The sequence below is a fragment of the Tetzosporium hominis genome (assembly GCF_002265435.1).
GTDB classification, from domain to species: Bacteria; Bacillota; Bacilli; order Bacillales_A; family Planococcaceae; genus Chryseomicrobium; species Chryseomicrobium hominis.
This window is the reverse complement of the sequence record NZ_NOKQ01000016.1, coordinates 1-232: the sequence shown is the minus strand read 5'-3', so window position 1 is coordinate 232 and position 232 is coordinate 1. Positions and strand designations below refer to the sequence as shown.

Below are 232 nucleotides of genomic sequence, written 5' to 3'. Positions count from 1 at the left end.
CGATGCTCTTGGAGGTGCTATGGGGAAAGTCATCGACCGTACCGACATCCAAATGCGTATGTTGAATACAGGGAAAGGGCCTGCTGTCCGTGCGCTACTTGCACAGGCAGATAAAGTCTTATACCAACAAGAAATGATGGGTCTGATGGAAGAACAGCAAAATCTTTCTGTACATCAGTCTGTTGTATAATAGCTAATTGTAGAAGATAACGAATTAAAAGGTGTTATCACT

Annotated in this window: 1 pseudogene; it reads left to right on the top strand. The window is 42.7% G+C overall.

The annotated features are described in order from the left end of the window. Nucleotides 1–187 (top strand): annotated as a pseudogene (locus CF394_RS00045) (FAD-dependent oxidoreductase); the annotation flags it as partial. Nucleotides 188–232: the final 45 nt, after the last annotated feature.